Source organism: Variovorax sp. (assembly GCF_035634955.1).
GTDB lineage: Bacteria > Pseudomonadota > Gammaproteobacteria > Burkholderiales > Burkholderiaceae_C > Variovorax.
Map to the genome: position 1 here is coordinate 14770 of NZ_DASQBZ010000008.1, position 25170 is coordinate 39939.

The window sequence follows — 25170 nt, forward strand, 5'->3', positions numbered from 1 at the left end:
GGTGTCAGTCGTTACTCGCTAGTTTCATGAAGAAGAAAAAGAACTGGAACGAAAAAGCCCTTCCTGCGCAGCGCGCAGGTACTTTGCGCAATCGGCCCTGGTGGCTGGCGCTGTTTCTGGCGGTTTCGGTCGCGGCGCCGGGCACCGCGCTCGCGTTCGGTGACCAGGCACGCGGCGTCTATTTCGACGCTGGCGGCGTTCCGGTGGCCGATCTCGACGTCGGCACCTGGGTGGCCGGGATCGGCGTGCTGCTGCCCTGGAAACTGGACGCCTTGCCGGCCGGCGGCGCGCACTCGTTCTACTGGGACCTGTTCCTGAACAACTGGAACGCCCAGGACGATTTCGACAGCCACACCAACTTTGCACAGGTCGGCGCGGCGCTGTACTGGCGCTACCGCTTCGACGAGGGCCGCTCGCCCTGGTACGGCGAACTGGGCCTTGGCGGCAGCCTGATGGACCGGCTCTATCACACGCCCGAGCGGCAGTTCAGCACCCGCTTCCAGTTCACCGAAGCCATCGGCATGGGGCTGAGCCTCGGTGACCATGGGCAGCACGAGCTGGGCTTGCGGATCCAGCATTTCTCGAACGCCGACATCCGGCTGCCGAACCCGGGCGAGACCTTCCTGCGGCTGCGCTACGCGTACCGCTTCTGAGCGGCCTTGGCGCGTGCCGCCGCGCGCAGGCGGCGCGCATGCACCTCGGTGGCGGCGTAGGCCACGGCCGCGAGCGCCAGCGGCAGCAGGTAGTAGACGGCGCGGTAGGCCAGCAGGGCCGCCAGCAGTTCGCTTTGCGGCACCCGATAGTCCAGCAACGCGACGAACACGGTTTCCAACACCCCGACCCCGCCGGGCACACGCACGATGAGGCCGGCCACCACGGCGCAGAGCAGCACGGTCAGCACGTGGGGATAGTCGACGCGGCCCTGAAGCAACAGCCACACGACGACGCCCAGCACGCACCAGTTGACGGCGCCGAGCAGCACCTGGCGCAGGGCCATGCGCAGCCCCGGTAGCTCGATGCGGTGGCCGCGCACCATCCAGTGGCGCCCGTGGGCCCAGGCGCACAGCGCGATGTAGGCGGCAGCCACGCCCAGCGCCACCGCGCCCACCACACGCAGCCCGCCGCTGTCGAGCTTCCAGCCCGGCGGCAGTTCCGGCGGCCAGAAGAAGAAGGCGATGCCGGCCGCGAGCAGGTAGCCGCTCCAGTTGGTCAGCAGGCTCATGGCCACGATGCGCGTGATCTGGTTCGGCGCCAGCCCCATCCGCGCGTACAGGCGGAAGCGGAAAGCGATGCCGCCCACCATCGAGCCCAGGTTGAGGTTGAAGGCATAACTGATGAAGGCGATGCCCATCACCGTGCGGGCGCGCAGCGTGTGGCCTGTCAGGCTGCGGCCGAACAGGTCGTAGGTGCTGTAGATGGCGTGGCTCACGGCGGTCACGCCGATGGCCGCCAGCACCGTGTGCAACGGCAGCTGGCCGATCGCCTGCAGCACGTCGCTCCAGTCGATGGTGCGCGCCTGGCGCACCAGCAGCGCGGCCACGGCCAGGAAGAAGACCAGCAGGACGATGCGCCGGCCCCAGCGCCACCAGGCCTTGTGCGAATGGCCCGGCTCGGCGGCTGGCGCGGCGGTCATGCCCGTCCCGGTTGGCTGTCCTCGCCTTTTTCGACCTGGATCAACTGGGGCCATTGCGCCTCCGGCGGCTGCATGCGCGGCACATGGCGCGGCAGCCAGCCGGCCCAGCTGGGGTAATAGCGCAGGAAGTGGAAGACGAAGAAGCTGCGCACCAGCCGCCAGCCGCTCCATTCCGTGGACAACTCGCCGGTCTCGATGCTCTTGCACGAGTTGCTCATCAGGTTGTCGAGATTGCGCCAAAGCTCTTCGTTGAATGCGCGGTCGCGCACCATCACGTTGGCCTCGAGGTTGAGCGACAGGCTGAGCGGATCGAGGTTGCTCGAGCCGACCGTGCTCCATACGTCGTCCACCAGCGCGACCTTGCCGTGCAGCGGCCGCTCGCAGTACTCGTAGATCTTCACGCCGGCGTGCAGCAGGTGGTGGTAGAGCAGGCTGGCCGCGGTCTTGACGATCGGCATGTCGGGCTCGCCCTGCAGGATCAGGCGGACGTCGACGCCTCGGCGCGCCGCGCGGCGCAGAGCCTTGATCAGCCGGTAGCCTGGAAAGAAGTACGCGTTGGCGATGACGATGCGGTGCCGCGCGCTGCGGATGGCGGCCCGGTAGTGGCGCTCGATGTCGTCCGTGTGCCGTCGGTTGTCGCGTGTGACGAACATCACCTCGGCCGGGCCGGCGTCAGGCAGGCTGGACGGCTCCGTCTCGCGCAGGCGGCGGCGGAACCAGCGCGAGCCTTTCGCGCCGACGGCGATCGCATGCAGCACGAAGCGGTGGATCTCGGTGACGATCGGGCCGGTCAACTCGACCGTGTAGTCCTGCTTGGCCATGTGCCCGAAGCTGCGCAGGTGGTCGTGCGAGAAATTGATGCCGCCGACGAACGCGCGCTCCGCGTCGATGACGGCAATCTTGCGGTGCATGCGCCGGATGAGGTTCAGCCGCTGGCCGAGCAGGCGCGTTCCCGGGTCGAACACGCGCAGGTTGACGCCGGCATCCTTGAGTTCCTTGAGGAATTCGACGGACAGATCGGGCGATCCAAAGCCGTCCACCAGCACGTCGACCCGCACGCCGCGCTTTGCGGCGGCGACCAGCGCCGCGTGCAATTCCTTGCCCACCGGGTCCTCGAACAGGATGAAGGTCTCGATGACCACTTCCTTCTTGGCCTGCCCGATGGCTTCGTACAGGCGCGGATAGAACTCCTCGCCGTTTTCCAGCAGGTCGACGCGGTTGCCCGGCACCCATTGGCCGTGGCCGATCACGCGCCGGCTCACAGGTTGATCTCCGCGACCAGCGGCGCGTGGTCGGACAGGTGCGCCCATGGCCGCCGCGGCAGCGCCAGCGGGGCATAGATCGAGGCATTACGCACGTAGATGCGGTCGAGCGCCAGGACCGGGAAGTGCGCCGGGAAGGTGCGTGCCGCGCGGCCATAGGCCTTGAGGAACACCTCGCGCAGGCCGACCGCATCTTCGAGCACCTTGTGCGCGCGTCCACGCCAGTCGTTGAAGTCGCCCGCGACGATCAGCGGCGCGTCCTTGGGCACCTCGTCCTGCACGATGCGGCACAGCAGTTCGAGCTGCTGCGCGCGGTGGTGCTCCGCCAGGCCCAGGTGCACGCAGATGGCGTGCACCTGGACCGGCCGTCCCGGCAGTTGCAAGGCGCAGTGGAGCAGGCCTCTGCGTTCCGGGCCTTCGATGGACACGTCGTGATTGCGATCGTGGACGATCGGAAACTTCGACAGCAGCGCATTGCCGTGGTGCCCGCGCGGATAGACCGCGTTGCGCCCGTAGGCAAACTGCGGCCAGATGCTGTCGGCCAGGAATTCGTAGTGCGGCGCCTCGGGCCAGCCATGCACACGGCTCGCGTGCCGCGAGTGCGTGCCGAGCACCTCCTGGAGGAACACCACGTCGGCCCCGACCGTGCGTACGGCTTCGCGCAGTTCCGGCAGGATGAACCGCCGGTTGAGCGCCGTGAAGCCCTTGTGCGTGTTGACGGTCATCACCTTGATGGACAAGGATGACGCTTGGCCTGCGGCGGGAGAGGTTTGGGGCGTGGTGGCGTGCACCCCCCGGTTGTAGTGGCACGCCGCCGCGCTGCCTGTAGGACAGTCCCGGAGTTCGAGGAACGCGGAGCGTGACAACGGGCGTCCTACACATGAAACGGCCGGCGGCCTACGAGGCCCGCCGGCACGGGGTGGATGGGCGGGCTTGCCCCGCCCGCGGGGACCTCAGCTCTTTTCGGGCGCCGGCGGCTGGCCGTGTCCGTGATGCGGGCCGTGCGGATGGCCGGGGCGGGGACCGCCGCCGGGGCCGAAGCGCAGCGACTCGGCATCGAAGGTCTTCTGCTGCTCGGGCGTGAGTGCCGCGTAGAAGCTGCGGGTGGCGGTCGCGCGCTGCTCGAACCGGGCCTGGCGCTCGGCCTGGCGCTTCTGCATCAGGTCAAGGCGCTGCGGCGTGGTGAGCTTGGCGAAGTCCTCACGCTTCATGCGCTGGTCGGCCTGCGGCGGTGCCGGCGGCTGCTGTGCCTGGGCAAAGCTGTCCCACGCGGATTGCTGGCCCGCCTCAAGCTTGAGCTTGTCCTTGAGTGCGGCGAGCCGTTCGGTGCGGCGCTGCTGCATCTTCTCGAAACGCTTGGCCGGGTCGCGCTCCTTCTTCATGCCCGGGTGGGCAGGCTGGGCGGCCGTGGCCGGCGTGGCGGTCGTGGCCGAGGTGTCGGGCGCGGTCTGGGCCGAGGCGGCGAGTGCGGTGGCGCCGGCGATCAGGCCGACGGCAAACAGATGGCGGGAACGTTGAAACATGGAGCTTCCTTTCCTGGAGAAGGGGTGCCGAACTGGAACCCTTGGGATGCAGTGTGGTCGCCCGAAGTTTCTCGTCTGTGAGCGTGCGATGAGCGTTGGTAAAGAAGGGTGAAGGGCGCGGATCAGCCCAGCTTGCCGTTCTGGAAATCGTGCACCGCCTGGGTCACCTGTTCGCGCGTGTTCATGACGAACGGCCCGTACTGCGCGATCGGTTCGCGCAACGGCCGTCCGGCGATCAGGAGCATGCGCGCAGGGCTGTGGTTGGTGGCCGGCGCCCGCACGACCACGCCATCGGTTTCGGGCGCGTTGTCGAGGATGGCCATGCGCTTGGTGGGAATCTCGCTGCTGCCGATGAACACGGATTCGCGAAAGACATAGATCAACGCATTGTGTTCGGGCGGCAGCGCCTGTCGGAACTCGGTGCCCGGCGGCAGCATCACGTCGACGTACAGCGGCTCGGTGTGCTCGCGCTGAACGGCGCCGGCGACGCCGTTGCTGTGGCCGGCAATGACGCGCACCAGCACCTCGCCGTCTGCGCGGTACTCGGGAATCTGCGCACTCTGGATGTCGCCGTACCAGGGCTCGCGCATCTTGTCCTTGGCCGGCAGGTTGAGCCACAGCTGGAAGCCTTCCATGCTCCCTTCGGCCTGCTCGGGCATCTCGCTGTGCACCAGGCCGCGCCCCGCGGTCATCCATTGCACGCCGCCGCTTTGCAGCAGGCCTTCGTTGCCCTTGCTGTCGCGGTGCCGCATGCGGCCGGCGATCATGTAGGTGACCGTCTCGAAGCCGCGGTGCGGATGGTTCGGGAAGCCGCCGATGTAGTCGCCCGGGTTGTCGGTGCCGAAGGCGTCGAGCATCAGGAACGGATCGAGCCGCTGTTGCAGGGGCTGGTGCAGCACCCGGGTGAGCTTGACGCCGTCGCCGTCGCTGGTGGAGACGCCGGCGACGATGTGGTCGATGCCGCGCGGCACCGCGACGTCTGCGAGGGAGTGATGCGCCGGTTGGCGTGGGTTGTCGTTCATGCGTGGGGCTCCATGTGGATGGCGTGGCGCGTCAGTGGTGCGCGGGCACAGGCCAAGGGAAATCGATGGTCGCACCGGGCCGCCGACCGTGCCGGCGCCATGGGCAAGATGCGGCGCGGCGGCGGCCTACTTGGGCCGGGGCCTCGGCAGGTCGCGCGCCGGCTGCGGCAGCGCGCCGGCGCGCAGCAGTTCGACGGCGCGCGAGACGGCCCGTGCCACGTTGCGGGTTTCCTCCTGCACGTCTTCGTCGCGGTCCAGTTCGTCGTGGCTGCTGGCGTACGGCTTGTAGTAGCCGATGTAGCGGTCAAGACGGGCCTGGGTGCCTGCGTCGATCAGGCCCATCCAGTCGAGCCAGTCGTCCAGGTTCCGGCGCAGGCTCTCGATGCCGGCCACGTCGCCGTGCACCACCACGCCGTAGACGCGACCGGCCAGGTGCTTGGGATAGGGCCAACCCTTCTCCTCCAGAGCCTTGGCCTCGTCCGGGTGCTTGCCGTGCGTGCTGGTGGGATCGGGGTTGCCGCCGTCTGCGCACACCAGGCGATCGATCATCAACTTGAGCGCGCTGGTGGCCTGGTACCAGTGAGTGGGCGTGAAGATGATGACGCCGTGCGCCGCCACCCATTGCTCGTACACCTGCGCCATCCAGTCCCCGGTCTGGCCCAGCGAATGGTTGGGGTAGCAGCTGCACGGCCAGTGGCACAGCGGCATTGCGGTCGAGACGCAGCCCTTGCACGGATGGATGTGCAGCCCGTACGTGGAGGTCAGGAGGCTCAGGTCGAGCACGTCGGCGTGGAGTCCGGCCGACTCCACCTGTTCGCGCGCCAGCTGCACCAGGCGGTGCGTCTTGGAGATCTCGCCCGGGCAGGTGCCGTCGTTGCGCGGCGAGCCGTTGATGAGCAGGACCCGCGACGGCGTTGCCTTGTCGGCCCAGGCGGCCTGGGCCCTGTCGATGCGCTCCTTCGCCGCCAGCCAGTCGACCGACAGCTCGTAGTCGGGATCGGCATAGCCTTCGCCGGCCCGTCTCGTCACCGGCGCCTTGCGGCCTTCCTGGTAGGCCTCCCAGGCAATGACCTCGATACGCGCCAGGGCGTCGGCCTCGCGCTGGAAGGCCGGGTCGCGGAATGCGCCCAGGAAGCTCTCGTGGAAGGCGGCGCGCGAAAGCGGGGCCGGCGCCTGGCCCTTGCGGACGTTGGAGGGCATGCCGGCAATCTAGGCCGCCGGCGCGGCGCGGCGGATGCGCCCGCGTCCTGCATCGGCGTAGGCCGGTGCCGCGTGGCGCCCCGTCAGCGCAGGGCGGTCATTTCCCAGGACGTGTTGTGCCAGGCGACGCCGAAGCTGCCGGAGCCCGGCTCGGGGGCCGAAGCGGGCTGCGCGCGTTGCAGCACCTGGCCGGCCCATTCGGCGCCGGCCTGCACGCTGTCGATGAGCGGAAGCGGCACCGATGGCGCGATGTCCGCCGCCATGCCCGCCAGGGCCGCGCCGCCGAGGACCAGCGCGTCGGCGCCGAAGCGGTGGGCGGCGTCCAGGCAGGCGCGCGTGAGCAGCTTGCGCGCGCGCTCGGGGTCGGCCGCGAGGTCGGCGCCGCTGGGCGCCACCGTGTGGATGCCCGCCAGCGCGCAGTCCTGGCCCAGGGCGCAGGCCAGCCGCTCCAGCATGGGCCGCCAGCGCTCGCCGCCGGTGACGATGGCGAAGCGCCCGTGCCGCGCGGCGGCGGCGAATGCCGCCTCGGCAAGGCCGCTCACCGGCACGCCGGCGCCTTCGCGCAGCGCGAACAGGCCCGGGTCGCCGAAGCAGCCGATGAGCACGGCGTCCGGCCGCGCGTCGCGGCTGAGCGCCACGGCCCAGGCATCGAGCACCGCGTGCTGGGCCACCGCGTAGCTGGCCTCGGAGTTGATGTACGCCGCGCCGAAGCGTGCGGTGAGGGCCTGCACCGCGACGCCCTGGGCCAGCGCGTGTTGCAGGTGGTGCTGCAACAGGCCGCTCACGCTCGACGATGTGTTGGGGTTGATGACCAGCAGCGAACGCATGTGCAAGACCCTCCCGTGCGATTCAATGACGCGGGCGCGCCGTGGCGCGGCGCCTCAACAATGCCACGGCAGCCAGCGTGCCGCCCATGACCAGCAGGGAAACCACGGTGGTCACGCTGCCCAGCGCGTAGATGGCCGGCGTGGTCACGGTGGACGTCAGGCCCTGCAGTTCGAGCGGAAGCGTATTGACGTCGCCGATGGCTTGCGAGGTGCGCGCGATCTCGTCCCAGCTCAGGGTGAAGCCGAACATGCCGATGCCGACGATGGACGGCCCGATCAGCGGCAGCACGACATGGCGGAAGGCCTGCCAGGGCGTGGCGCCGAGGTCGCGCGCGGCCTCCTCGTAGGCCGGGTTGAAGCGGTTGAACACGGCGAACATGATCAGCAGCCCGAACGGCAGCGTCCAGGTCAGGTGCGCGCCCAGCGCCGAGGTGAGCAGGCCCAGTGCCGTGCCGTAGCTTTCGAGCGAGCCTTCGGCGCCGATGGCGGCCAGCAGCGCCTTCAGGCCGGTGTCGAGCAGGCGGAACTGCAGGCCGATGCCCAGCGACACCACGATCGACGGCATGATCAGGCTGGCCACGGTCACGAAGAACAGCGCGTCGCCGCCGCGCAGCTTCTTGCGGTAGGCCAGGCCGGCCAGCACCGACAGCAGCACGGTCAGCAGCATCACCACCGCGCCCAGCAGCAGCGAGCGGCGGAAGGCGGCGCCGATGTCCACCGTGCCCAGCCCCTGCGCCAGCTGGCGGAACCAGTGCAGCGACACACCGCGCAGCGGAAAGGTCAGGCCCCCGTCGGGGCCCTGGAAGCTGAGCACGAAGATCGTGATCATCGGCCCGTAGAGAAACAGCACGAACAGCCCGAAGACGATCGCTAGCGGCCAGAAACCGGCCGGCCGCGGCTCGCGGATGTGATGGGGTCTCAGGCGCGGCACGGGTCACAGCTCCTTGCGGATGTCGACCAGCCGGGTCAGGGCCCAGATGATCATCAGCACCACCGCCAGCAGGATCACCGCGTTGGCGGCGGCCAGCGGAAACTGCAGGTAGGACGTCTGCACCTGGATGATCTTGCCCACCGAGGCGATCTGCTGGCCGCCCATGACGCCGATGGTGACGAAGTCGCCCATGACGATGGTGATGACGAAGATCGAGCCGATCAGGATGCCCGTCTTCGACAGCGGCACCACCACGTTCCACAGAGTCTGCCAGCCCGAGGCGCCGGCGTCGCTGGCCGCCTCGAGCAGTGCGCGGTCGATGCGCATCATGCTGTTGAAGATCGGCACGATCATGAACATGGTGTAGAGGTGCACGAAGGCCAGCACCACGGAGAAGCTGGAGAACAGCAGCCATTCGAGCGGCTGGTCGATCAGGCCGATGGACATCAGCGTCTGGTTGACCAGCCCGTTGCGCCCGAGCAGCGGCACCCACGAGATCATGCGGATGACGTTGGACGTCCAGAACGGCACCGTGCACAGCACGAACAGCACCGTCTGCACGGTGGACGAGCGCACGTGGAAGGCCAGGAAGTAGGCCACCGAGAACCCCAGTACCAGCGTGATCGCCCACACCAGCAGGCAGAACTTGAGCGTGCTCAGGTAGGTCGACAGCGTCACGCACAGGTCGCCGCTGTCGGTCAGCCGCGAGCAGCCTTCGAAGATGCTCAGGTAGTTGCGCAGCGTGAGCGCCGGAATCAGCTCGTACTCGTTGAAGTTCCACAGGCTGACCATCGCCACCAGCGCGATGGGCAGCAGGAAGAACAGCCCGAACACCAGCGCGAACGGCGCCGCCTGCCACCAGGCGGCGATGGTGTGCAGAGGCTCGGGCGCCGCGTGTCCGGAACTGGCAGGCGAATTCATAGAGGGTCGGTAGTCATCAGCAGCGCAGCGCCAGGCAAGCGAAGCGAAGCCCGTTCGGGGCCAGCGCGGAACCGGCTCTGCCGGGCCGCAGCTGGCGCCCCCTGGAGGGGGGTGGCGGACCTGCGAAGCAGGGTAGCCTGGGGGTGTTCAACGGTTCAACAGTTCATGCCGCCACGAATTCGTTCCACTTCCTCACCATGTGTTCGTTCTCGTCCATCACCGCGTTCCAGCAGGCGATGCCGCCCATGCGCTGCTCGTAGCTGCCGCCGTCGCGCACCGCGCCGGCCTTGGCGATCACGTCGCCTTGCGGGCTCTTGATGTCCTTCTCGGCCGGCTTGCCTTCCATCCAGTAGGCCCATTCGTAGGCTTCCATCTTGCCCTTGGCGGTCTCGAGCACGGCGCTGTAGTAGCCCTGGCGGTTGAGGTAGGCGCCGGCCCAGCCGTCGAGGAACCAGTTGATGAACTCGTAGGCGCCATCGAGCTTGCGGCCCGACAGCGTGGCCGGCAGGCCGAAGCCCGAGGCCCAGGCGCGGTAGCCTTCCTTGAGCGGCTGGAACACGCAGTCGATGCCCTTGCTGCGCACCGCGGTGACGGCCGGGCTCCACATCGACTGGATCACCACCTCGCCCGAGGCCATCAGGTTGACGCTCTCGTTGAAGTCCTTCCACAGCGCGCGGAACTGGCCGGCCTTCTTGGCCTCGATCAGGGTCTTGATCGTCATGTCGATCTCGGCCTTGGTCATGTTGCCCTTGTCCTTGTAGGTATGGATGCCCTTGGCCTCCACCACCATCGCCGCGTCCATGATCCCGATCGACGGGATGTTCAGGATGGCCGCCTTGCCCTTGAAGTCCGGGTTGAGCAGTTCCGCCCACGAGCCGATGGGCCGCTTGATCAGGTCCGGCCGGATGCCCAGCGTGTCGGCGTTGTAGGTGGTGGGAATGAGCGTCATCCACTGCGTGGGCGCCTTGGCGAAGGCCTTGCTCTTCTCGCCCTCCAGGAAGATCACCTTCTTCGGCGCCGTGCCCTGGTCGCCCACCGCCTTGCCGGCCACGGTGCCGGTGGTGAACAGAGAGGTGATCTTGTCGGCGTTCTTCACCCGCTTGGTGTCGATGCCCTTGATGTTGCCGGTAGGCACGATCTTCTTGAGCGAGAAGAACTCGGTGTCGAGCAGGTCGAAGCTGTTGGGCGCGGTCACGGCGCGCTTGGTCACGTCGTCGGTGGTGACCGCCACGTACTGGATCTCGATGCCGGTGTCCGCCTTGAACTTCTCGGCGATCGCCTTGTCCTGGTTCACCGCGGTGCCCAGGTAGCGCAGCACGATCTTCTCCTGTGCGTGCACGAACGGCGCGATGCCGCTGGCCAGGATCCCGGCGGTTCCCTGCAGCAGGGTGCGCCGGCGCAGGCCGCAGTTCAGGGGTTGTGCCAGCGATTCATCGAAAACTCTCTCGGACATACATCAGCCTCCAGTGGTGAGCGGTTTGGGTCTATCGGGTGTGAATGGGAAACGGCCGGCGCGTCCGGGCCTATGCGGCGAGCGCGTCGCGGCGCAACTTGAGCGATGCGGACTGCGGCGGCCGCGGCGCCGGACGCTGCGCGCCCGGGCCGAGCGCCCGCGCCTGCGCGGGGTCCCAGGACAGGCGCACGGCCTGTCCGAGCTCGAACGGCTGGGACAGGAACCGGCTTTCCGGCAGCAGGACGGACACCGCTCGCATGGCCGGCGGCGCGTCGTCCAGGGCCAGGCCCAGCAGCGCATACGTGCCCTGGTATTCGATGTCGGTGATGCGCGCCGGCAGGCCGGGCGGCTCGCCAGAAGCCGACGCCGATGCGATCTGCATGTGGTCGTGCCGCACCGCGATCGGGCCGTCGGCGGTCTGCAGCACGTTGTGGCCGCCCATGAAACGGGCGACGAATTCACAGGACGGATGGTTGTAGACCTGGTGCGGCGAGCCGACTTGTTCGATCAGGCCGTGGTTCATGACGACCATCGTGTCGGCCAGCGCCATCGCCTCTTCCTGGGAGTGCGTGACGTGGATGAAGGTGAGCCCCAACTCCTTCTGCCAGCGGCGCAGTTCGGCGCGCATCTGCACGCGCAGGAACGGGTCGAGCGCCGACAGAGGCTCGTCGAGCAGCAGCACGCGCGGCTCGGTGATGAGCGCCCGGGCCAGCGCGACGCGCTGCTGCTGGCCACCGGACAGCTCGGCCGGCTTGCGCTGCGCCAGGTGGCCCATGGCCACGCGCTCGAGCAGTTCGGCCGAGCGGCGCTGCCGTTCGGCCCTGGCCACGCCTTTCATCTTCAGGCTGAACGCCACGTTGTCGAGCGCCGACAAATGCGGAAAGAGGGCGAAGCTCTGGAACATCATGGCCGTGCCGCGCGCGGCCGCCGGCAGGCGGGTGATGTTGCGGTTCTCCAGGAGGATGTCGCCCTGCGTGACCGACTCGTGCCCGGCGATCATGCGCAAGGTGGTGCTCTTGCCGCAGCCCGAGGGCCCGAGCAGGCAGCAATAGCTGCCGCTGGCGATGCGCAGGTCGATCTGGTCGACCGCCGGCGCAATGCCGATCGCATAGCGCTTGGTCAAGGCGACGATTTCGATGGCCAGGGGCGTGGCAGCGTCCATGGGCACGCATCGCAAGACATGTGCCATCGGGCCGCCAGCGGCCGCGTCCGCCGGCGTGCACCAGCCTGGGGCGTGGCGATGTGGGTGGCTGCCCGGTCAGTCCGGCCGTTGCCAGTAGCGGTAGCGCCAGGCCGTCACGAAGCCGGCGCGGCGGTACAGGTCGAGCGCGCCGGCATTGCCTTCCTCGACCTGCAGGAACACGCGGGAGAGGCCCGCCTCCATGCCCGCCTCGGCCATGGCGTGCAGCAGTCGCGCCGCCAGGCCGCGGCGGCGCGAGGCCTGTTCGGTGCGCATGCCATGCACGCTGGCCCATCCTGGTGCGAGCGAGAGCGCGCCGACCGCCACGGTCCGCCCGTTCACGCCGGCGCTGGCAAAGCGGCCGCCACTGGCGCGGCCGAGGGCCTGCACCCGGCTGCGGCCGTCGACCGGGTCGAAGCCGGGACCGAGGAAGACGTCGGCCCACGCGGCGTCGGGTGCGCTGGCCAGGCGCACAGCCACCGCGTCATTGCCGGCCGGCGCGGCCAGGGCATCGCGCATCTGCCGCAGCTGCCCCACCTGGGTCAGCGTCGGCTTGCCGGCGACGTACCCGCGCGCCTGCAGCGCCTGCTGCAGCCCGGCCAGCGCCGGCACGTCGGCCAGCCGCCAGCGGGCGGGCTGGTTGTGCGCGGCGTAGCGTGCTTCCACCTGCGCGACCAGGGCGAGCGGATCGCGCGGGCCGTGGGCATGCGACAGCGGCACCGCGCTGTGGGCGCGGCCGACGGTGCCGGGGTCGATCGGCAGCAGCCATGACGTGCCGGCATCGTCATGGACCATCTCCTGCCGCGACGGGACCACGGCCGAGAGCGTGGCGCGTTCGATGGCCGCCACGTCCTGCGGCGTCAGGGCCGCGGATGCCGGGCCGAGCGTCATGGCGCCGGTGCCGCGAAGCGCGCGCCGGACAGGCCGCTGTACAGCGCGGCGCGCTGGCCGCCGTTGATGTTCTGCATGCCTTGCACGACCTGCCGGGCGCGCTCGCGGTCGATGCGGCCGTCGGCCTGCCAGCGGGCCACGCGGCCGGCGGGGTCGTCGAGCAAGGTGGCGAGCCACACGGCCTGCGCCGGCGCCAGCCCGTTGGCGCCGCGCTTGAAATAGTGGCGGGCGGCGGCCTCGGCGCCGCACAGGCCGCTGCCCCAGGGTGCCATCTCCAGGTAGCGGTCGAGCACGCCGGTCTTGCCCAGGGTGTGCTCGAGCTCGGCGACGTACAGCAGTTCGCGCAGGCGCTGTTCGCCGGCGCGCGGCAGCGGCGTCAGGAGCAGGCGGACCACGCGTTCGTCCAGCGTCGGCGGTGCTTCCTGCTCGGCTGTCGCGGCGGGTGCCGCAGCCTTCGGCGGCTGGGGCCGCTTGCCCTTGCCCTTCGGCGGCTTGTCGGCGACGGGCGCGCTGGCGGCGGCATCGGAGGCCACCGCCAGGCTGGCCGGGCGGTAGCCGGCATGGTCGTGGTACTCGGGGTCGAGCGCACCCACCGCCGCCTTGGCCACCCAGCTGCCTTCGGGCAGGCTGGTCGCCGGGGCGCAGGCCGCGGCGCGCGACTGCAGCAGCCGCTGCACGTCGAGCCCTTCGACGCTGAAGTCCGTCAGGCGCGGGGTGACGCCGTAGCTGTATTCGGGCAGCGACAGCCGGGCCTGCGCCGTGGCGGTGCCGCTGATGCGTGCGCGCTGCAGTTCGGGCAGCGTGGGCGCCAGCACCTGGTACCACTGCGCGATCGGCGCCGACGCGAGATCGAAGGTCATCGCCAGCCCCTTCTGCGAAAGGCGGCCGGTCCAGCGCCCGCGCAGGTCGGCCGCCCCGCCGCTGGCGCGGCTGCCGGCCGGCGTGGCGCGCAGCGTGCCGGTGATCAGGTCGACGTCGCGCCGGGCGGTGATGGCCAGCGACTTGAGCTGCACCGGCTTGTCGCCCAGCGCCGGCTGGTCCCAGTGGCAGGGCGAGCAGTTCATCTGCAGCGAGCCGCTGGCCGATTCCCAGTCCAGCAGCACCGGGCCGAAGCGGGTGTCGACCGAGTAGCCGGCCAGCCAGGGCCCGAACCACGACACCGTGACCAGTCGCAGCACGGTGGGCATGCCCAGCTCGACCTCCAGCGGACCGAGGATCCTGACCCGCTCGGACCATTCGCCGGCCGATGGGGCGAGGGCGAATCTGACGATCAGCGCCACGGCCACGACTGTCGTCAGGACCAGGGCAAGCAGCGTGTAGATCGCAAGGCGCAGGTATTTTTTCAAGCACGTCTCCCAGACACGCGCATTCTGCCGTGCCCGGAGCGTGCTTCAGTGGCCGCCTGGCGCGCGGTCAGAACGGATAGTGTCTTTCGCCGGCCTGCATCGTCACCCAGCGCAGTTCGGTGAAGGCCTCGATGCCGGCGCGTCCGCCGAAGCGGCCCCAGCCCGAACCCTTGACGCCACCGAACGGCATCTGCGCCTCGTCGTGCACGGTCGGGCCGTTGACGTGGCAGATGCCGGACTCGATGCGCCGGGCCACCGTGAGCGCGCGCGCCGTGTCGCGCCCGAAGACCGCGGCCGACAGCCCGAACTCGTTGTCGTTGGCCACGCGGACCGCCTCGTCGACGCCGTCGACGCGCACGATGGCCTTGACCGGCGCGAAGCTTTCCTCGTGGTAGATGCGCATGTCCCGCGTGACTTGGTCGAGCAGCGTGGCCGGCATGAGCGTGCTGTCGGCCTTGCCACCGGTGACCAGCACCGCGCCCTTGGCCAGCGCGTCGTCGATCAGTCCGTTGCAGCGTTCCACGGTGGCCATGTCCACCACCGAGCCGAGCACGGCCGGCCCCTCGCGCGGATCGCCCAGTGGCAGCGCCGCGGCCTTGGCCGCCAACCTGGCGACGAACTCGTCGGCGACCTTGCGGTCCACCACGATGCGCTCGGTCGACATGCAGATCTGGCCGGAGTTGGCGAAGGCGCCGAAGGCGGCGCCGGCCACCGCCGCGTCCAGGTCGGCATCGTCGAGCACCAGCAGCGGCGCCTTGCCGCCCAATTCGAGCACGGTCGCCTTCAGGTGCCTGGCGCAGGTCTGCGCGATGAGCCGGCCCACGCGGGTCGAGCCGGTGAAGTTGACGCGCCGCACTGCCGGGTGCGCCACCATCGCCTCGACCACCGCGGCAGCGTCGGCCGGCGCGTTCGTCACGAAGTTGACCACACCCGGCGGCAGCCCGGCTTCCTGCAGTGCCTCGACGATCAGCCCGTGGGTCGCGGGGCTGATCTCGGAGCCCTTGAGCACCACCGTGTTGCCGCAGGCCAGCGGCACCGCGATGGCGCGCACGCCCAGGATCACCGGCGCGTTCCATGGCGCGATGCCGAGCACCACGCCGGCCGGCTGGCGCAGCGCCATGGCCAGGCTGCCGGGCACGTCGGAGGGAATCACCTCGCCGCTGACCTGCGTCGTCAGCGCCGCCGCCTCGGCCAGCATGCCGGCCGCCAGGTGCACGTTGAAGCCGGCCCACATGGCCGAGGCCCCGGTCTCGCGCGCCATCGCATCGGCAAAGGCCGCGCCCTTGGCTTCCAGCGCCTGTGCCGCCTTCTGCAGCAGCGCCCGGCGCGCGCCCGGCCCCAGCGCCGACCATTCCGGAAACGCCCGCGCGGCAGCGTCCACCGCAGCCCGCGCGTCCTCCACCGTGGCCGCCGGCGCCGTCGTCGCCACCGCACCGTCGAGCGGATTGCGCCGCTCGAACGTCGCTCCGCCAGCGGCGCCTTTCGTCCGTCCGTCGATCAGCATCGAAATCGAAGTCATGGTTACCTCCAAACAAATCAGTCGTTCAGGCCGGGCGAAGCCAAGGCGTCAGCCAAGGTATGCCTGGCGAATCGCGTCGGAGCCGAGCAAATCGGCGCCGCTGCCCTCGGCCACGATGCGCCCACGTTCGAGCACGTAGCCGCGATCGGCCAGTTGCAGCGCCTTGCGCACGTTCTGCTCCACCATGAGCACCGTGACGCCCTGTTCGCGCGCGATGCGGGAGACGATGGCCAGCAGTTCGTCGACCATGCGCGGGGCCAGCCCGAGCGAGGGCTCGTCGAGCATCAGCAGGCGCGGCGCGCTCATCATGGCGCGCGCCACCGCCACCATCTGCTGCTCGCCGCCGCTCATGGTGCCGGCCAGCTGGCCGGCGCGTTCGGCCAGTCGCGGGAAGTCGGCGAAGGCTTGCGCGAGGCGCCGCGCGCGATCGGCCGGCGGCTGCAGCCATCCGCCCAGTTCCAGGTTCTCGCGCACCGTCATTTGCGCGAACAGCTGGCGGCCCTCTGCCACCAGCGCCAGGCCGCGCCGCACGCAGGCCGTGGCATTGCCGCCGGGCAGGGCGCCGCCGTCCAGCAGCACTTCGCCGGTGCGCGGCATCAGGCCGGCCAGGGCACGCAGCAAGGTGGTCTTGCCCGCGCCGTTCGGACCGACGATGACGGTGATGCCGGGGTCCACGCGCAGGTCGAGTCCGCGCAGCACGGCAAAGCCGTGGTAGCCGGCGCCGAGTTGCCGGACATCGAGGGAGGCGTTGGTGCTCATGGCGCGGCGCCTCCGGCCAGCTCGTCGCAGAGGTAGGCCTCGATCACCCCGGGATCGCGGATCACCTGCTCCGGCGCGGCGTCGGCGATCTTGCGGCCCTGGTGCAGCACGACGACGCGCTCGACGTAGCGCAGCAGCGTGCCCACCGCATGCTCGATCCAGACCACGGTCAGCCGCCACTCGTCACGCAGGCGCCGGATGCGGCGCGCCATGGCGTCGACCTCGGCCTCCGTCAGGCCGGCCGCCACCTCGTCGAGCAGCAGCACGCGCGGGCGGGTGCCCAGCGCCATGCCGATCTCCAGCAGGCGCTGCTGCGATGGCGTGATGCTGCCGGCCGCCTCGCCGGCCAGCGCCTGCAGACCAAGCATGGCGAGGATCTCCTGCTCGTTCGCCAGCCCCGGCGCGGGCGCCCGGCCGCGCCCGGCGAACTGCATGCCGAAGCGGACGTTGTCGCGCACGCTCATCTCGGCGAACACGCGCGGCGTCTGGAAGGTGCGCGCCACGCCGTGCGCGGCGAAGTGGTGCGGCGCGTGGCCGGTGAGCTCGTCGCCGCCGACGAAGAGCCTGCCCGACGTGGGCGGCTGCACGCCCGAGATGGCGTTGAAGAACGTGGTCTTGCCCGCACCGTTGGGGCCGATGATGCCGACCAGCTCGCCCGCGTGCAGCGTGCAGTCCACCGCGTCGACCGCGGTGAGACCGCCGAAGCGCACCGAGACCTTGTCGGCGTGGAGCAGCATCTCGCTCACGGGGCGACCTCCGCGGCGGCGGGGCGGCGGCTCATCGCGCGGCCTCCCGGCCCGCGCGCCGCTGCCACAGCGACGCCAGGCCGCCCGGCAGGTAGAGCACGCACAGCACCAGCAGCAGGCCCAGCACCAGCATGTAGCCGTAGGGCAGCTGCAGGCGCAGCGTCTCGGCCAGCAGGCTGAAGACGATGGCGGCGGCAACCGGGCCGCCCACGCTGGCAGCACCGCCGATGAGCGCGATCAGCACGGTCTGGAAGCCGATGAACGGGCTGAACACGGCGGCCGGCTCGATGTACGTCCAGCGCACCGCCATGGCCGCGCCGACCGCGCCGGCGAACACGGCGGTCAGCACGAAGCCGGCGATCTTGGCGCGCCGCGTGTCCACGCCCAGGGTCTGGGCGCGCTGCTCGTCGGCCCCGATGCCGGCCAGGGCCAGGCCGAAGCGGCTGCGCCGCACGCCGACCGCCACGGCGATCGACAACGCGGCGATCAGCAGCAGCGTGTAGTACACGGTGTCTTCCGCGGGCACCACGGCCAGCACCCGGCCCACCGTGCCCGAGACCTGCTTTTCCACGAACGTGACGGCGTGGCGGATCAGCTCGGTCATGCCGAAGGTGAGCACCGCGAAGTAGGTGCCGCGCAGGTGCAGCACGGCCGCGCCCATCACCAGGGCGACCAGCGCCGCCACCGCCGCGCCGCCGGCCACCACCAGGGGCCAGGGCAGCACGTCCAGCAGCACCGCGCTGGTGTAGGCGCCGACCCCGAAGAAGGCCGAAGTGGCCAGCGACAGATAGCGCGTCGCACCGCAGAAGGTCGACCAGCTGGCGGCCAGCGCGATGTACATGAGGCAGGCCAGCGCCAGCGACTGCACGAACTCGCTGGCCAGCCATGGCAGGGCGATGGCCGCGAGCAGGGCCGCGGCGGCCAGCGCGGCGGCGATGTTGTTCTTCATGACTGGCGCCCCCGCGAGAACAGGCCGTTGGGCCGCCACAGCAGAACGCCGATGAACACGCCATAGGACAGGAGCATCTTGAGGGAAGGGCTGGTGAAGTGCATGCCCAGCGCCTCCACCACGCCGAGCATCAGTCCGCCGGCAAGGCTGCCGACGATCGAGCCGAAGCCGCCCAGGGTGATGACGATGAGCGCGGTGACCGTGTAGGGCTCGCCCATCGAGGGGTTGATGTCGTAGGTGGTGGACAGCAGCGCGCCGGCCACGCCCGACAGTCCCAGGCCGACGCCGAACATCAGCGGGTGCAGGCGCCTGGTGTCGATGCCCACGAGTTGCGCCCCGGTGGGCGACTGCATCAGCGCGCGCACCGCCTTGCCCAGCAGCGTGAACTTCAGCAGCGCGATGAACGCCAGGCTGAGCAGCAGCGACACGCCGAAGATCAGCAGCTTGTTGGCGGTGAACCGCATGCCGCCCAGCTGCACCGGCTGCGCCAGGTACTCGTAGCCGCGCAGGTCGCCGCCCCATGCGAGCAGCGCCGCGTTCTGCACGGCGAACATCAGGCCGAAGCCGACCATCAGGCTGCGTGCCTCGAACACATCCACGTTGGGCGCGCGCGCGGCCAGCCGACGGAAGCACAAGGCATGGATGACGACGCCGAGCGTGCCGAGCACGACGAAGGCGACGGGCATCATCAGCAGCGGCGACAGCCCCAGCGCGGCGTGCGCCCACCAGGTCAGGAAGGCGCCGAGCATCAGGAACTCGCCGTGCGAGATGTTCATGATGCGCATGAGGCCGTACTGCAGGTTCAGGCCGATGGCCACCAGCGCATAGATGCCGCCGGTGATCAGGCCGCCGGCGATCAGCTCGGCCCAGGAAGTGAAGGACATGGAGAGGCGAAAGGCTCAGCTCTTCCAGGCCGGCTTGGGCGCGATCAGCGTCGCCGTCGCGCGGTTGCGCGGCCACACCACCTCGAAGTCATTGCCCTGCCACTGGCTGACGGTGCCGGGGATGGAGGCGTTCTCGCTGCCCTCGAAGCGGATCGGCCCGAGGATGGTGGCGAACTCGTTCTTCGCGATCAGGTCGCGCAGCGCCTTGCGGTCCAGCCCGGCGCGCGCCACCGCCTGTTGCAGGATCTCCAGACCCGCCCAGCAGTGGCCGCTGGCCCAGCGGTCCGGCTCCTTGTTGAACTTCTTCACGTGCGCGTCGAAGTACGCCTTGGCGCCCGCGCTGGTCTTCACGTTCCACGAACCCATGCCGATCACGCCCTCGGTGTTGGCGGCCATCACGTTGCGGTAGAGCTGGAACGCGGTGCCCACCGACGCGTAGAAGTACGGCGGGTTGAAGCCGATCTCGCGCGACTGGCGGCTGACCAGCAGCGTGTCGGGCGGGTAGGTGATGCCGATGAAGGCATCCGGCTTGAGGTCCTGGATGCCGCGCAGCACCGGCCCCAGGTCCTTCACGCCCAGCGGATAGCTCTTGCGCTCGAGCACCTGGATGGACGTGGCCTTGAGTGCGTTGTTCAGCGCGGCGAAGTTCTCCAGGCCGAACAGGTCGTCCATGTAGACGACGGCGATCGTCTTGACCTTCTGCGCCACCAGCATGTCGACCAGCGCGCCCATCATCTTGTCGGGCTGCTGCAGCAGCGAGAAGAAGTACGGCAGGTGCATGTCGATCAGCTTGCGCGACAGCGCCGTGGGCGCGAGCAACGGATAGCCCATGCGGTTGGCCAGCGGCGCGATGGCGAAATTCGCGCCCGAGCCCCATGGCGGCAGGACCAGGTCGACCTTGTCGCTGCCCATCAGCTTCTGGTAGGTGCGCACGCAGGTCTCGGTCTCGCTGCGGTCGTCGTAGCCCTGCAGCTCGACCGGGCGCCTGGCGCCCTTGACGTCGAGGCCGCCGGCCGCATTGACCTGCTCGGCCCACAACAGGTAGTTGGGTTCCTGGCTGACCTGCGCGCCGGCGGCCCAGGGGCCCGTGCGCGCGATGGCATAGCCGATGCGCACCGGCCCGCTCTGGGCCAGCAGCCCGGGCGCCACGCCGGCGGCACCCAGCGTGACGGCCGTGCCCTGGAGCCAGCGGCGGCGGGTGGGGTGCTGGCGGGCGTTGGAATCGGTCATGACGTGTCTCCTCGTTCCGGGCTTGATGGACCGGTCGAAGCGATCGTAGGAAGGGCGTGCCGCGGCTGCTTTGCGCCGGGCGCACAAGCGCTTGACGCAGCGTGCACGCCGCTCGGGGTTAACCCTGCGCCGCCGCGGCCCCACACGCGCCGGACAATCCCGGGCATGCCCGTTCCACCCAGGAGCCCGTGACCATGGCGCCCACCACGCAGCTGAGCACCGATCCGATCCCGCCGCGCGAGCGCGGGCCGCAATGGCGCGAATGGATCTGGCGCCACTTCGGCGGGCTGGAGAGCGACCTGTATGGCGACGACGGCGAGTTCGAGGGCCACATCGCCGCGTCACGCGCCGGCGACGTGATCCTGACGCGGCTGGAGGCCACCCGACACCGCGTGCTGCGCAGCGCCGACCTGGCCCGCCACAGCGAAGAGGCCTATCTGAAGATCGTTGCGCCCTGGCAGGGCAGCGCCGCGGTGGAGCAGCGCGGGCGCGAGGCCGCGGTGCGCGACGGCGGGTGGACCATCTACGACACCACCAGCGCCTACATGGTGGCCAATCCCGAGCGCACCGACCACCTGATCGTGATGGTGCCCAAGGCGCAACTGGCGCTGCCCGGCCTGCCGCTGGACACGCTCATGGCGCGCCGGGTCGGCGGCGCCTCCGGCATCTCGCGCGTGGCGCTGGAGGCGATGCGCAGCACCTACCAGGAACTGCCGAACATGAGTGCGGCGGCTGCGCGCGGCGCCGGCGAGATGATCCTGCAGCTGGTGCGCCTGTCGCTGATGGAACTGGCTGGCCAGGCGACCGCGCAGACCCAGCGCGAGGCCCTGCGGGACCGCATCCGCGCGCATGTGGGGCGGCACCTGGGCGATCCGCAACTGTCGATCGACAGCATCGCCACCGCGCTCAACTGCAGCAAGCGGCATCTGCACAACGCCTTCGGCGACGAGGACGGCACGCTGCACGCCTACATCCAGGGACGGCGGCTGGCGGCCTGCGAACAGGCGCTGCGCGATCCGGCCCAGGCGCAGCGCGGCATCACCGACATCGCGCTGTCCTGCGGCTTCTCCAACCTGTCGCACTTCAGCCGGGCCTTCCGGCAGTACACCGGCCACAGCCCGAGCATGTTCAGGCGCGGCGGCGTGGCATAGCGCCCCGCGCCCGCCTCAGGTGAGCGGCCCGGCCACCGTGACCGCGCGCCACGGTCCGGTCGATCGGCCGGCCAGCGCGGACCAGTACCAGGCCGACGCGTCGGTGAATGCCTGGCCGGTCGCGTCCTCGATGCGCTCGCACACCGACAGCGGCGAGGCGCCCGCACGACGCGCGGTGAAGCAGTGCCAGCGACGCGCCTGCGCGTCCTGCACCAGCCGTTCGTCGGCCACGCCGAAGCCCTGCGCGCGATAGCAGTCGGCGGCCGGATGCAGCATGCGCGTGGGCGTGTCGACGCGGCGCAGCACCAGCGTGCGGCTGCCGTCGGTCAGGCGCGCCATGGTGCCGGGAAAGCGCTCGGCAAAGCGTTGTTCCACGTCGCCCAGCGCGAGCGGCCGCACGGGCACGCCATCCCACTGCCGAGGCCATTCGACGCTGGCGACCGGGCGCGGGCCGGCGCCCTGCGGTGCGCGCCACGCGTGTACCGCCGACCAGGTCAGGCACAGCCCCATGGTGGCGGCGAACAGCGCCTTGTGGGCGGCGCGATGAAGAAAGCGGTTGGCGAACAGGCCCTGCGCGAAGGCCAGCGGCGCGAATCGGGGGAGTGTCATGTCGTCGAGTCCTGGATGCGAATGGCGGGTGTCGGGCTCATGCGCCGGCGTGGCCGCGCGGCTGCATGGTGACGGGGCGGGTCCGGCGCGATGGATCGGAAGGCCGGCCCATGACGCGGGCAGCCGCCAGGCAGACCCCGGCCAGCAGCAGCAGGCCGAGCGCTTCGTGCAGCAGCCGCGACGGCGCCAGCCCCGCGCCCTCGAGGCCGATGAGCAGCGTGTTGCGCACGATGTTGCCGCCCAGCACGACGAGGCCGACGGCGGGCAGGCGCGCCAGGAAGGAGCGCGAGCCGCGCCCGGACCACAGTGCGGCGGCGCAGGCGACGAAATAGCCGAACCAGGCCATCTGCACGCCGGAGCAGGGTGCGTCCACGATCACGAGGTGGCCGTTCACCCACAGGCTGGCGCCTTCGCGCCGAACCTGATCGAGCAGCGGCGACAGAAGACGGTGGCTGGCCTCGGCGCACAGCAGGCGCAGCGGATAGCCCGCATAGAACTGCAGCGACGACAGCAGCGGCAGGGCCAGCACGGCCAGGCCCAGCACCGGCGCCGCCGCGATGCGGCGCGGCAGTAGCGCCAGCAGTCCCGCGGCCACCGCCAGCACCGCCACCAGCGTGCTGGCCAGCGGGGGAAGCGCGGGCATCGCGCCGACGCCGTTGCGCAGCACGGTGGCCGCCAGCGTGCCGGCGCCGGCCAGCGCCAGCCAGCCGAGCGCGGGCGATGCGCGCAGCGAATGGCGCGTTTGCCAGACCAGCACCGCGAGCGCCGCCAATGCGAGCAGGCCGAGCGGGTCGTCGGCGCCGTCGCCGGCGCGGCGCGCCATCCAGGCCCAGGCGGGCAGCAGGGCCGCGGCCTGCAATGCCAGCCAGCTGGCCGGCGGTATGCGGTCGATGCGGATGATGCCGTCGAACAGGCGAGGGTGGCGCTGGGCCAGGTGCGAGAGCGTCATGGTGATCTCTTGTCGTTGATGTATTGGTGTGGGCGGGTCAGTGCGTGAAGCGGCGCTCGTCGCGGCGGCGTGCGCGCCGGCGCAGCATGGCCAGCATCGACAGCACCACCGCGACGGCGCCGAGCATCTCGGGCTCGGGCGTGCCGGGCAGTTCGACGCCGGCGCCGCTGCCGCCCACCGCGAGCTCGCTCACGCCCTGGGGCAGCGGCAGCGGCTGGTCGACGCGGGTGCTGCCGCCCCGCGCCGGCTGGCGCATGACGCGGTCGATGGCCACGAAGCTGGTGTATGCGGTGAGCAGGCCGTAGCGCAGGCCCAGTTGCGTGATCGGCTCGCGCAACGCGTCTCCGCCCTGCAGCGACTGCTGGTCCTCCAGTTGCGCGACCCTGTGGCGCGCCCACAGGCTGCGCAGCGCGGTGGCGTCCGGCTGCAGGTCGTCCGGGCCGATGGACAGGACCTGGCGCCACGGGCCGTCGGCGCCCTGCGCCTCGATCACCAGTTGCCCGCGCGGCTCGCCGCGCCACTTGCCGAAGATCACCAGCGGACGCTCGCCCAGCACGTCGGGCAGCCGGGCCGGCGTGACCTGGTCCACCGCCAGGTCCTCGAAGCTGGCGTGCACCTGCGTCAGCACCGGCGACTCGACCATGCGGCGAAAGCGCGCCGCCTCGCGCGGCGCCTGCACCGGGTCGGTGATGACGAAGGGCTCGCCCATGCCGGCGCGGGCCAGGCCCTCGATCAGGTGGCGATTGACCGCGCTGCCGATGCCGAAGGCGAAGAGGTTGGCCTGGGACAGGTTCTGCCGCACCAGGTCGAACGCCTCGCGCTCGACCGTCACGTACCCGTCGGTGACCACCACCACGGTGCGCGAGACGTTGTCCGGCTTGGGCTGGCGGTAGACCTCGCGCAGCGCCGGGATCAACTCGGTGCTGCCGCCGCCGCTGGCGCCCGACAGGACGTCCAGCGCCTGCTCGATGTTGGCGCGCGTGGCCGGCACCGAGTGCGGCGACAGCATGCGGCGGCTGCCGGCGAACAGCATCACGTTGAAGGTGTCGCTGGGCCGCAGGCCGCCGATCAGCCGCTCCAGCATGGCCTTGGCCGTGTCGAGCGGAAAGCCGTGCATGGAGCCGGAGATGTCCACCACGAAGACGTAGTCGCGCGGCAGCACGGCCCGGGCCGCCACCGCGCCCGGCGGCTGCACCATGGCCAGGAAGAAGTTCTCGGCGTCCGGGCCCTGGCCCGGGTAGAGCATGACGCCGGACTGCACGGCGTTGCCCGCCAGGGCGTAGTCGAGCACGAAGTCGCGGTTGGCCGCATGGGCGTCCGGCCCGAGCACCAGCCGGGCATGGCGCGTCCCGTCTTCGTGCTGCACCGCCACCGCATGGGTGCGGCTGCGCAGTTCGCGGATCGGCAGCGGCGCGTCGAGCGCCAGTTGCAGGCGGAAGTCCGCCGGCGGCGCCGCGTCGGCGCGCAGGATCGGCTGGGCTACCCAGGGCGCGGCGGCCTGCGCCGACGCCGGGCTGTTGTAGCGCGGCCCGACCACGGTCGGGAACACGAACTGGTAGTCGCCGGCCTGCGGCACCAGCAGCTCGCTGTAGCGCAGCTCCGCGCGCACCTCGTCGCCGGGCTGGATGTTGGCCACCTTCATCTGGAATACGTTGGGCAGGTGCTGCTCCAGCAGCGCGGCCGTGCGGCCCTGGCGCTGCGCCTCGTCGTAGTCGCGGCGCGCCTGCTGCTTCTCGCGGATGGCGGCCTCGACCACCCGGTCGCCGAGCCGGACCGTGAGCCCGTCCACCGCGGCCCGGGTCGAGCCGGGGAAGACGTAGCTGGCCTCGAGCGTGCGGGTGCCCTCGTTGCGGTAGGTCTGCACCACGCGCACCTGCGCGATCACGCCGGCGATGCGCACGTCCACGTCGGTGGCCTTGAGCGGCAGGCGGTCCAGCGCCGGGTCGCCGCCGCGCACCAGGAAATAGGGGCTCTCGGTCTTCTGGCGCGGCGCCTCCTGGGCGTGCACCGGGCGTGCCAGCAACAGGATGAAACACAGCAGGGCCAGCAACACGGTGACCATCCAGAGTCGGCGGGCGCGGCGCGCATCGGGCATGACGGGACCTCTTCTTGTTGTGCCGACGCACGGGATGCGCGTGGCGGCATGGCGGCACTGTTGCGTGCGTGTGCGAAGGCCGTAGGAAGA

At 70.5% G+C, this 25170-nt stretch carries 24 protein-coding genes; 2 read left to right on the plus strand and 22 right to left on the minus strand.

What is annotated here, in order from left to right; all coding sequences use genetic code 11:
- Positions 1-26 precede the first annotated feature (26 nt).
- Positions 27-653, plus strand: a complete 627-nt coding sequence (locus VES41_RS03665) for an acyloxyacyl hydrolase (protein WP_324813152.1) — start codon at positions 27-29, stop codon at positions 651-653.
- Here the strand turns inward: VES41_RS03665 and VES41_RS03670 are convergent.
- From VES41_RS03670 to VES41_RS03760, 19 genes are all read right to left on the minus strand, one after another.
- Positions 635-1633: a lysylphosphatidylglycerol synthase domain-containing protein gene (locus VES41_RS03670; protein ID WP_324813154.1), complete on the minus strand. Its 999-nt coding sequence runs from the start codon at positions 1631-1633 to the stop codon at positions 635-637. The two genes, VES41_RS03665 and VES41_RS03670, sit on opposite strands and share 19 nt — an antisense overlap.
- Positions 1630-2880: a cardiolipin synthase ClsB gene (clsB, locus tag VES41_RS03675; protein ID WP_414719018.1), complete on the minus strand. Its 1251-nt coding sequence runs from the start codon at positions 2878-2880 to the stop codon at positions 1630-1632. The genes VES41_RS03670 and clsB overlap by 4 nt, the downstream gene beginning before the upstream one ends.
- Before the next feature lie 11 nt (positions 2881-2891).
- Positions 2892-3620: an endonuclease/exonuclease/phosphatase family protein gene (locus VES41_RS03680; protein ID WP_324813284.1), complete on the minus strand. Its 729-nt coding sequence runs from the start codon at positions 3618-3620 to the stop codon at positions 2892-2894.
- A 228-nt stretch (positions 3621-3848) separates the two neighbouring features.
- Complete coding sequence (locus tag VES41_RS03685) at positions 3849-4418, minus strand: Spy/CpxP family protein refolding chaperone (RefSeq protein ID WP_324813158.1); 570 nt, start codon at positions 4416-4418, stop codon at positions 3849-3851.
- A 122-nt stretch (positions 4419-4540) separates the two neighbouring features.
- On the minus strand, positions 4541-5440 hold the full coding sequence (locus VES41_RS03690; RefSeq protein ID WP_324813160.1) for a pirin family protein: 900 nt from the start codon (positions 5438-5440) through the stop codon (positions 4541-4543).
- Positions 5441-5566: 126 nt separating this feature from the next.
- Positions 5567-6640, minus strand: coding sequence for a flavodoxin family protein (locus VES41_RS03695; RefSeq protein WP_324813162.1), 1074 nt, complete (start codon positions 6638-6640; stop codon positions 5567-5569).
- An 83-nt stretch (positions 6641-6723) separates the two neighbouring features.
- Positions 6724-7467, minus strand: a complete 744-nt coding sequence (locus VES41_RS03700; protein WP_324813165.1) for an aspartate/glutamate racemase family protein — start codon at positions 7465-7467, stop codon at positions 6724-6726.
- A 22-nt stretch (positions 7468-7489) separates the two neighbouring features.
- Positions 7490-8398, minus strand: a complete 909-nt coding sequence (locus tag VES41_RS03705) for an ABC transporter permease (RefSeq protein ID WP_324813168.1) — start codon at positions 8396-8398, stop codon at positions 7490-7492.
- Between the two features lie 3 nt (positions 8399-8401).
- Positions 8402-9319 carry an ABC transporter permease gene (locus tag VES41_RS03710; protein WP_324813170.1) on the minus strand — a complete coding sequence of 306 codons (918 nt, stop codon included), beginning with the start codon at positions 9317-9319 and terminating at the stop codon, positions 8402-8404.
- A gap of 163 nt (positions 9320-9482) precedes the next feature.
- Positions 9483-10772 (minus strand): ABC transporter substrate-binding protein, encoded by a 1290-nt coding sequence (locus VES41_RS03715; RefSeq protein WP_324813172.1) that lies wholly within the window; start codon positions 10770-10772, stop codon positions 9483-9485.
- A 70-nt stretch (positions 10773-10842) separates the two neighbouring features.
- A complete protein-coding gene (locus tag VES41_RS03720) occupies positions 10843-11934 on the minus strand; it encodes an ABC transporter ATP-binding protein (RefSeq protein ID WP_324813175.1) in 1092 nt (363 codons plus the stop codon).
- 96 nt (positions 11935-12030) lie between these two features.
- On the minus strand, positions 12031-12843 hold the full coding sequence (locus tag VES41_RS03725; RefSeq protein WP_324813177.1) for a GNAT family N-acetyltransferase: 813 nt from the start codon (positions 12841-12843) through the stop codon (positions 12031-12033).
- Positions 12840-14189, minus strand: a complete 1350-nt coding sequence (locus VES41_RS03730) for a transglycosylase domain-containing protein (RefSeq protein WP_324813180.1) — start codon at positions 14187-14189, stop codon at positions 12840-12842. The genes VES41_RS03725 and VES41_RS03730 overlap by 4 nt, the downstream gene beginning before the upstream one ends.
- A gap of 67 nt (positions 14190-14256) precedes the next feature.
- Entirely contained in the window at positions 14257-15708 is a 1452-nt protein-coding gene (locus tag VES41_RS03735) for an aldehyde dehydrogenase family protein (RefSeq protein WP_324813182.1), read from the minus strand.
- A 48-nt stretch (positions 15709-15756) separates the two neighbouring features.
- Complete coding sequence (locus VES41_RS03740) at positions 15757-16467, minus strand: ABC transporter ATP-binding protein (protein WP_324813184.1); 711 nt, start codon at positions 16465-16467, stop codon at positions 15757-15759.
- Entirely contained in the window at positions 16464-17213 is a 750-nt protein-coding gene (locus VES41_RS03745) for an ABC transporter ATP-binding protein (RefSeq protein ID WP_324813186.1), read from the minus strand. The genes VES41_RS03740 and VES41_RS03745 overlap by 4 nt, the downstream gene beginning before the upstream one ends.
- 31 nt (positions 17214-17244) lie before the next feature.
- Positions 17245-18162 carry a branched-chain amino acid ABC transporter permease gene (locus tag VES41_RS03750; RefSeq protein WP_324813188.1) on the minus strand — a complete coding sequence of 306 codons (918 nt, stop codon included), beginning with the start codon at positions 18160-18162 and terminating at the stop codon, positions 17245-17247.
- Positions 18159-19046, minus strand: a complete 888-nt coding sequence (locus VES41_RS03755; RefSeq protein WP_324813190.1) for a branched-chain amino acid ABC transporter permease — start codon at positions 19044-19046, stop codon at positions 18159-18161. The genes VES41_RS03750 and VES41_RS03755 overlap by 4 nt, the downstream gene beginning before the upstream one ends.
- Before the next feature lie 15 nt (positions 19047-19061).
- Positions 19062-20276, minus strand: coding sequence for an amino acid ABC transporter substrate-binding protein (locus VES41_RS03760; RefSeq protein WP_324813191.1), 1215 nt, complete (start codon positions 20274-20276; stop codon positions 19062-19064).
- Between the two features lie 194 nt (positions 20277-20470).
- Here VES41_RS03760 and VES41_RS03765 point away from each other — a divergent pair, with 194 nt between their 5' ends.
- Positions 20471-21427, plus strand: a complete 957-nt coding sequence (locus tag VES41_RS03765; RefSeq protein ID WP_324813193.1) for a helix-turn-helix domain-containing protein — start codon at positions 20471-20473, stop codon at positions 21425-21427.
- Positions 21428-21442: 15 nt separating this feature from the next.
- Here the strand turns inward: VES41_RS03765 and VES41_RS03770 are convergent, their stop codons facing one another.
- Genes VES41_RS03770 through VES41_RS03780 form a run of 3 tightly spaced genes read right to left on the minus strand, consistent with a single transcriptional unit; the run spans position 21443 to position 25080 of the window.
- Positions 21443-22036, minus strand: coding sequence for a hypothetical protein (locus VES41_RS03770; RefSeq protein WP_324813195.1), 594 nt, complete (start codon positions 22034-22036; stop codon positions 21443-21445).
- A gap of 37 nt (positions 22037-22073) precedes the next feature.
- Positions 22074-22985 (minus strand): exosortase Q, encoded by a 912-nt coding sequence (gene xrtQ / locus VES41_RS03775; RefSeq protein ID WP_324813197.1) that lies wholly within the window; start codon positions 22983-22985, stop codon positions 22074-22076.
- A 37-nt stretch (positions 22986-23022) separates the two neighbouring features.
- Entirely contained in the window at positions 23023-25080 is a 2058-nt protein-coding gene (locus VES41_RS03780) for a VIT and VWA domain-containing protein (RefSeq protein ID WP_324813199.1), read from the minus strand.
- Positions 25081-25170: the final 90 nt, after the last annotated feature.